This window comes from Bradyrhizobium sp., from assembly GCF_030697065.1.
Classification (GTDB): Bacteria; Pseudomonadota; Alphaproteobacteria; order Rhizobiales; family Xanthobacteraceae; genus Bradyrhizobium.
On the sequence record NZ_JAUYQU010000305.1, the window covers coordinates 1 to 6,752 of the forward strand.

The following is a 6,752-nucleotide window of genomic DNA, read 5'->3' on the forward strand; positions in this document are numbered from 1 at the left end:
GCGTGATGCCGGCGCCGGGATAGTTGCCGCCCATGATGCTCGCCATGTCGTTGCCGGCGGCATAGAGCCCCTCGATCGCGTGCCCATCGGCATCCAGCGCGCGGGCGTTCTCGTCGGTCTTTATTCCAGCATAGGTACCGAGATCGCCGATCACCATCTTGATGGCGTAAAACGGCCCTTGCGCGATCGGGCCGATGCAGGGGTTCGGTCCATGCAGCCCATCTCCCTGAAAACGGTTGTAGGCGCGTGATCCCTTGCCAAAGTCGGCATCCTGTCCGGTGGCCGCCGAGGCGTTGAACGCCGCGATCGTCGTCTCCAGCCCTCGCGCATCGATGCCGGCCTGCGCGGCCAGTTCCGCCAGCGTAGCGCCGCGCATCAAATAGCCGGTCTTGACGTGACGGCCGATCGGCATCGGAAACGGCGGCACGCAGCCGAGGCCGTATTTGCGCAGGGTCTTGTGATCGCAGATCAGGAAGGCGGCGATCTCTTCGCCGGGCCTGGCGGCCTTTATCATCTCCTGGACGAAGTCGTGATAGGAGTTGCCTTCGTTCGCGAAGCGGGCGCCGTTGCGCATCACGGCAATCACGCCGGGCTTGGCGCGATCGATGAAATGCGGCATCACGCCGCTGCTGCCGTCTTTCCGCTTGGTGACCGATACCGGTACCCACGCCGCGGCATTCGGCAGCGTGTCCTCGATGCGCCCGCCGACCGCCTCTGCCAGGCGCAGGCCGTCGCCGGTGTTGCCGGTTGGACCCGGCGAGTAGTGCTGGGTGCCGTCAGGCGCATGCGGGAACATCGCCTTGCGCCTTGCGACATCATGCGGAAAGCCGCCGCAGGCCAGGATCACGCCGCGTCTGGCGTGCACCCGAACCATGCGTCCCTCGCGCTCGACCATGGCGCCGCGCACCGCACCGTCCTCGACGATCAGCTCGCGGACCGGGGAGGACAGCCACAGGGGTATGTTGAGGTCGAAGGCCGACTTCGCCAGCCGCCCGGCCAGCGCGTTGCCGTTGGTGAGCATCATGCCGCGGCCGTGGCGTATCACGTCCAACAGGTGGCGGGACAGCCGCTTGGCGACATACACCGCCGAGGTCAGCGATTTGGTCGCGCGCATGAAGTGGATGATCTCCTTGCCCGATCCAAGCATCATGCCGAACACGGTCAATTCCGGCAGCGGCGCGCCGAGAGTTCGGATATGCGGACCGAGTTCGCGGCCGTCGAACGGGCGTGTCACCATCGAGCGGCCGCCCTGCGTTCCGCCGGGGGCTTCGGCGTGGTAGTCGGGAAATACCAGCGGCATATCGAAGCGCAACGCCGTTTGCGTGCTGAAGAAGTCGACGGCCTCCGGCCCGGCGGTCAGAAAAGCATCGACCCGGGCCGCGTCAAAACTGTTGCCCGCTTCATGCCGCAAATAGGTTCGCGCCTGGTCCGGGCTTTCGTTGATGCCCCAGGCCCGCGCCAGCGACGTTCCGGGTATCCAGAGCCATCCGCCGGAGCGCGCGGTGGTGCCGCCGAAGCGGGGCTCCTTTTCGACGATCAGGACCTTGAGGCCGCGGTGGCCGGCGGTGACGGCGGCGGACATCCCGGCGCAGCCCGAGCCGACCACCAGCACGTCACATTCTTGGATTGTCTCTGCGCCAGTGCGCACGCCGTCAGTCACGCGATCCTCCCGGTTCTTGTCGTTGCCGTCCGAGCCTACAATAGCATCACCCATGCTGTCGCGCATGCTGACAGCCGGGAGCGAACTGGCTATCAATGGATTCGCTGGGGAGGCAAAATCGATGCTCGATAAAGTCGATGTCCTGATCGTCGGTTCCGGGGCGTCGGGCGCCGCGGTGGCCTGGAGTCTGGCCGATACCAGGATGCGGATCGTCTGCCTCGAGCAGGGCGACTGGGTGAAGCCGACGGACTATCCCAGCAACGGCCGCGACTGGGAAGCGCGCCTGTTCAGCGATTTCGCCATCAATCCCAACCGCCGGGCGCGGCCCACCGATTATCCGATCAACGACGCCAATTCGCCGATCAAGGTGGTGAATTTCAACGGCGTCGGCGGCAGCACCATCATGTACACGGCGCATTTTCCGCGCATGCACCCCTCGGATTTCAAGGTGCGCACGCTCGATGGCGTCGCTGACGACTGGCCGATCGACTACGCCACGCTGGAGCCGTATTTCGCCGAGAACGACCGCATGATGGGCGTCTCCGGTCTCGCCGGCGATCCCGCCTATCCGCCGCATCAGCCGCCTATGCCGCCATTGCCGCTGGGCAAATCCGGCGCGCGGTTCGGCAAGGCGATGAACCAGCTCGGCTGGCACTGGTGGCCGTCCGACTCGACCATCGCCACCACGGATTATGAGGGGCGGGCGCGCTGCATCAATCTCGGCCACTGCACGCCGGGCTGCGCGCAGGGCGCCAAGGCCAGTACCGACATCACCTATTGGCCGCATGCGATCCGTGCCGGCGTCGAATTGCGCACCATGTGCCGGGTGCGCGAGGTCACCGTCGACGAACACGGCATGGCCTCCGGCGTGATCTATTACGACGCCGAGGGCCGGGAGCAGTTTCAGCCCGCCGAAGTCGTGATCCTCGCCTGCAACGGCGTCGGCACGCCGCGTCTGATGCTGAACTCGGTATCGGCGAAATTCCCCAACGGCATTGCCAATTCGTCGGGGCTGGTCGGCAAGAACCTGATGTTTCACCCCTATGCCCTGACCTACGGCTATGTCGACGAGCCGCTCGACGGCAATCGTGGTCCGCCGCTGTGTCTGTGGAGCCAGGAATTCTACGAGACCGACCCGAAGCGGGATTTCGTGCGCGGCTACACCTTTCAGTTCGGCCGCGGTGTCGGCGCCATCATGGAAGCCATCGTCAGTTCGGCCGCGGGGCGGTTGCCATGGGGCGACGACCATCATGCAGCCTACCGGAAGCTGGTGAACCGCCGTATCGGGCTTTCGGCGATCTGCGAGGACCTTCCCGAGGAGCACAACCGCGTCACGCTCGATCCCGACCTGAAGGATTCCAGCGGCATCCCGGCGCCGAAACTCGACTATACCATCGGCGCCAACAGCCTGAAGATGATGAACCACGGCATCGCGCGTGCGAAGGAGATCCTGACCGCCGCCGGCGCCAGCAACATTGCGGTCGAGAGCCCGATCCTGAACGGCGGCTGGCACCTGCTCGGCACCGCGCGCATGGGCACCGACCCGGAACGTTCGGTGGTGAACGAATGGGGCCGCTGCCACGACGTCAGGAACCTGTTCATCGTCGATGGCAGCATCTGGGTGACATCGGGCGGCGTGAATCCGACCTCGACCATCCAGGCGCTGGCGCTCTATATCGCCGACAGCATCAAGCAGCGCCTCGCCAATCTGTTCGACTGAGAGTGACTTCGATGCAGAACCATGACCTCTCGGCCGACCAGATCCGCGATCTCCGCGCGCTGGCCGGCATGATCATCCCCGCGAGCGCGGCTTACGACGTGCCCGGCGCCGACGACGACAGGATATTCGACGACATTCTTCGTAACCTGGAGCGTGACCGCGACGACGTCCGTCGCGCATTGTCGCATCTCGCGGCGGTCGGAGGCTGTGCGTTTGCCGACCTGGAAGCGGAGCGTCGAGCCGAGGTTACCAAGGGCCTTTCGCGAGGTCGGCGGTGCGCCGCTGGCGGCGTTGGTCCGCGTGGTGCTGCTCTGCTATTACCGCGACGACCGGGTGATGCGATCACTGGGGCAGGAGGTTCGTGCGCCGTTTCCAAACGGCCACGTGGTGGAGCAGGGCGACTGGTCGCTGCTCGATCCGGTCCGCGCCCGGCCGCCGATGTACCGCCGGGTGGATTAGCGATGCTCTTCACTCCATCCGCACCGCTGCGCGGGGCGAGGGGGGAAGAGGGTCAGACCGCGCGGCTTCGGGTCTTGGTCTTTGCTGCCTTTGGCAGATCTGCGGCCGCCCTCGGTACTCGCTTGCCCGGTCCGGGATGAACGTGGACGCCCTTGGCCGTGACGGGTTCGCCGCATTCCGAACAGACCAGGACGGGATCGAACATCTTGCCGCAGCTCTTGTGCTCGTGGAGCAGGGGTCTGCCGCGTTCATCGACCATATGGGTGTCCCCCCAATGCACGATCGACATGATGATCGGATACAGATCGAGCCCCTTCTGGGTCAGGATATACTCATGCCGCTTCGGCGACTCCTGATAGGGGATCCGGCGCAGCACGCCGAGCCGAACCAGTTTCTTCAGCCGCTCCGCGAGCAGATGCCGGGTGATGCCGAGAGCCGACTGGAAGCCCTCGAACCGCCGGGTTCGCAGAAAGCATTCGCGCAGGATCAAGAGGCTCCAGCGGTCGCCGATCACCGCGACGGTTCGGGCCAGCGAACACGGCTCCTCTTCCAGTTCGTCCCACTTCATCGCAGTCTCCGTCGGGCTCTGCCTTGACTCGGTTCGGCAGGCTATCATTCTAAATAGGCACTTTAGGCCAGACAACCAGCAAATTCAGGGCGGCTACTACTAAAATCAGCCAAATACCGCCGACATCTTGACAGTTCAATTATAGAACTTTAGTGGTGAAAGCGTCAGCAATCGCCGGAACGGCGAGGGCAGGCGCGGATCATCGTGCCGGGAGGAGAAACCCGTTGGCAAATTCCCTTAAGGTCGAATTCCAGTTCGATTTCGGCAGCCCCAACGCCTATCTGGCGGAGAAGGCGCTGCCTGGTATCGAGCGGCGCACCGGGGTGAAATTCGAATATGTGCCGGTGCTGCTCGGTGGCGTGTTCAAGGCCACCAACAATCTGTCGCCGTTCGAATCGCTGCGCGGCATCAGGAACAAGCCCGAATATCAGGCGCTGGAAACGAGGCGTTTCATCCGACGCCACGACATCACGACGTTCAAGCCGAACCCGTTCTTCCCGGTCAACACGCTGATGCTGATGCGCGGCGCCGTCGCCGCCCGGTTCGAAGGCATGTTCGAACCCTATTTCCGCGCCGCCTACCACCACATGTGGGAAGAGCCGAAGAAGATGGATGATCCCGAGATCTTCCGCACCGCGTTCACCTCGTCCGGTATCGATATCGACCGGCTGATCGCCCGCGCCCAGCAGGACGACGTCAAGAAGAAGCTGATCGACCTGACCGGCGATGCCGTTGCCCGCGGTGCGTTCGGGTCGCCGACATTCTTCGTCGGCGAGGAGATGTTCTTCGGCAAGGATCAGCTTCGCGACGTCGAAGACTCGATCGTCGAGCAGACCGGCCAGGCCGCCAAAAAAGCATAATTGGAGATTGTCATGCCGGGTCCACTCAACGGCGTTCGGGTGCTGGATCTGACCGGGGTGGTTTCCGGCCCGTTCGCGACCATGTTCCTGGCCGATCAGGGCGCCGACGTGCTCAAGATCGAGCCGATCGGTGGCGACATCACCCGCCGCAGCCGCGCCTCGATCGACAAGACGGGCGAGTTTTCGGCGCTGTTCATTTCGTCCAATCGCGGCAAGCGGTCGCTTTCGATCGACATCAAGCACGCGACCGGCCAGGAAGTGCTGGCAAAACTCGCCGCTCAGGCCGATGTGCTGGTGCAGAATTTCCGTCCCGGCACCATGGAGCGTCTCGGCCTCGGGTCCGACCAACTGCGCGAGCGGCATCCGCGGCTGATCTATGTCTCGATCAGCGGCGTCGGCGACACCGGGCCTTACGTCAGGAAGCGGGTGTACGATCCGATCATCCAGGGCCTGTCGGGCTTTGCCGACATCCAGTCGCAGCCGGTGACCAACCGGCCGCAGATGATCCGCACCATCGTCTGCGACAAGACCACCGCGGTGTTTACGGCGCAGGCGGTTTCGTCGGCGCTCTATGCCCGCGAAAAGACCGGGCAGGGCGATCATATCCAGGTCGCGATGCTCGATGCGATGATCTCCTATCTGTGGCCGGAAGGGATGAGCCAATACACCGTCGTCGGCGCCGAGGCTGCGGCGGAAGATCCCAAGGACCGGCCGGATCTCGTATTCAGGACCAGCGACGGCTACATCACCGCCGGCACCATCTCGGATTCCGAATGGCAGGGTTTTTGCCGTGCATCGGGCGATCCGGACCTTGCCAAAGATCCGCGGTTTGCGACGCCGTCGGCGCGCTCGGTCAACGCCACCGCCCGCATCAACAAGATGGGAGAATACATCGCCACGCGCTCGACCGCCGAGTGGCTGGAACGCCTCGATGCCGCCGACGTACCCTGCGCGCCGATCCTGCGCCGCGGCGAGATCGTCGGCAACGAGCAGGTGGTGGCGCGCGGCATCATCGCCGAGTTCGACCAGCCCGCGGTAGGACGGGTGCGGCAGCCGAAACCGGCGGCGCGTTTCTCGGTCAACGAGGCCAGGATCGGCGGACCGGCGCCGCGCGTCGGCGAGCACTCGCGCGAGATCCTGCGCGAACTCGGCTATTCTGACAGCGCCATCGACCAGATGGTCAGCGACCGCGCCGTGCGCGTCGCGGGGTAGGACGTTTTCACTTCCAACGATTGATCGTTTGCGGTGCATCGTAGCGATACTCTTCTCCCCTCCTCCCACGCGCCCTTGCGCGTGGTCGGGAGGCGCTTCGGCAAATTCGTTGTCAGAGTAATGCGCCGATAGACCCCCCACCCCCGACCCCTCCCCACCGCTTCGCGGGAGGAGGGGAGAAGGAAAGCGCGCAGGTTCAGGTGAACGGATAACCACGATCGACGGACGATCACGCCTTTTGCTGCACCGGAACGATCGGCGCCAGGGCGACGT

General features: G+C 64.5%; 6 protein-coding genes. 4 read left to right on the forward strand and 2 right to left on the reverse strand.

Annotated elements, in window-relative coordinates; translation table 11 throughout:
- Positions 1-1,582: FAD-binding protein (locus Q8R73_RS24315; RefSeq protein ID WP_305722092.1), on the reverse strand; the 1,582-nt coding region annotated here is incomplete at its 3' end.
- Between the two features lie 199 nt (positions 1,583-1,781).
- On the opposite strand from Q8R73_RS24315, the gene Q8R73_RS24320 reads away from it, so the two are divergent.
- Together Q8R73_RS24320 and Q8R73_RS26095 are read left to right on the forward strand one after the other, a co-directional pair.
- A complete protein-coding gene (locus tag Q8R73_RS24320) occupies positions 1,782-3,380 on the forward strand; it encodes a GMC family oxidoreductase (RefSeq protein WP_305722088.1) in 1,599 nt (532 codons plus the stop codon).
- Between the two features lie 213 nt (positions 3,381-3,593).
- Entirely contained in the window at positions 3,594-3,839 is a 246-nt protein-coding gene (locus Q8R73_RS26095; RefSeq protein ID WP_371126166.1) for a hypothetical protein, read from the forward strand.
- 52 nt (positions 3,840-3,891) lie between these two features.
- Here the strand turns inward: Q8R73_RS26095 and Q8R73_RS24330 are convergent, their stop codons facing one another.
- Positions 3,892-4,407 carry a helix-turn-helix domain-containing protein gene (locus Q8R73_RS24330; protein WP_305722089.1) on the reverse strand — a complete coding sequence of 172 codons (516 nt, stop codon included), beginning with the start codon at positions 4,405-4,407 and terminating at the stop codon, positions 3,892-3,894.
- Positions 4,408-4,631: 224 nt separating this feature from the next.
- On the opposite strand from Q8R73_RS24330, the gene Q8R73_RS24335 reads away from it, so the two are divergent.
- On the forward strand, positions 4,632-5,267 hold the full coding sequence (locus tag Q8R73_RS24335) for a 2-hydroxychromene-2-carboxylate isomerase (protein ID WP_305722090.1): 636 nt from the start codon (positions 4,632-4,634) through the stop codon (positions 5,265-5,267).
- 12 nt (positions 5,268-5,279) lie between these two features.
- Positions 5,280-6,479, forward strand: a complete 1,200-nt coding sequence (locus Q8R73_RS24340) for a CaiB/BaiF CoA-transferase family protein (protein ID WP_305722091.1) — start codon at positions 5,280-5,282, stop codon at positions 6,477-6,479.
- Positions 6,480-6,752 lie beyond the last annotated feature (273 nt).

Bases quoted from the DNA above. Each gene is read 5' to 3' on its own strand.
- Q8R73_RS24320 (WP_305722088.1), top strand. From the start codon at position 1,782: ATGCTCGATAAAGTCGATGTCCTGATCGTCGGTTCCGGGGCGTCGGGC.
- Q8R73_RS24330 (WP_305722089.1), bottom strand. From the start codon at position 4,407: ATGAAGTGGGACGAACTGGAAGAGGAGCCGTGTTCGCTGGCCCGAACC.
- Q8R73_RS24340 (WP_305722091.1), top strand. From the start codon at position 5,280: ATGCCGGGTCCACTCAACGGCGTTCGGGTGCTGGATCTGACCGGGGTG.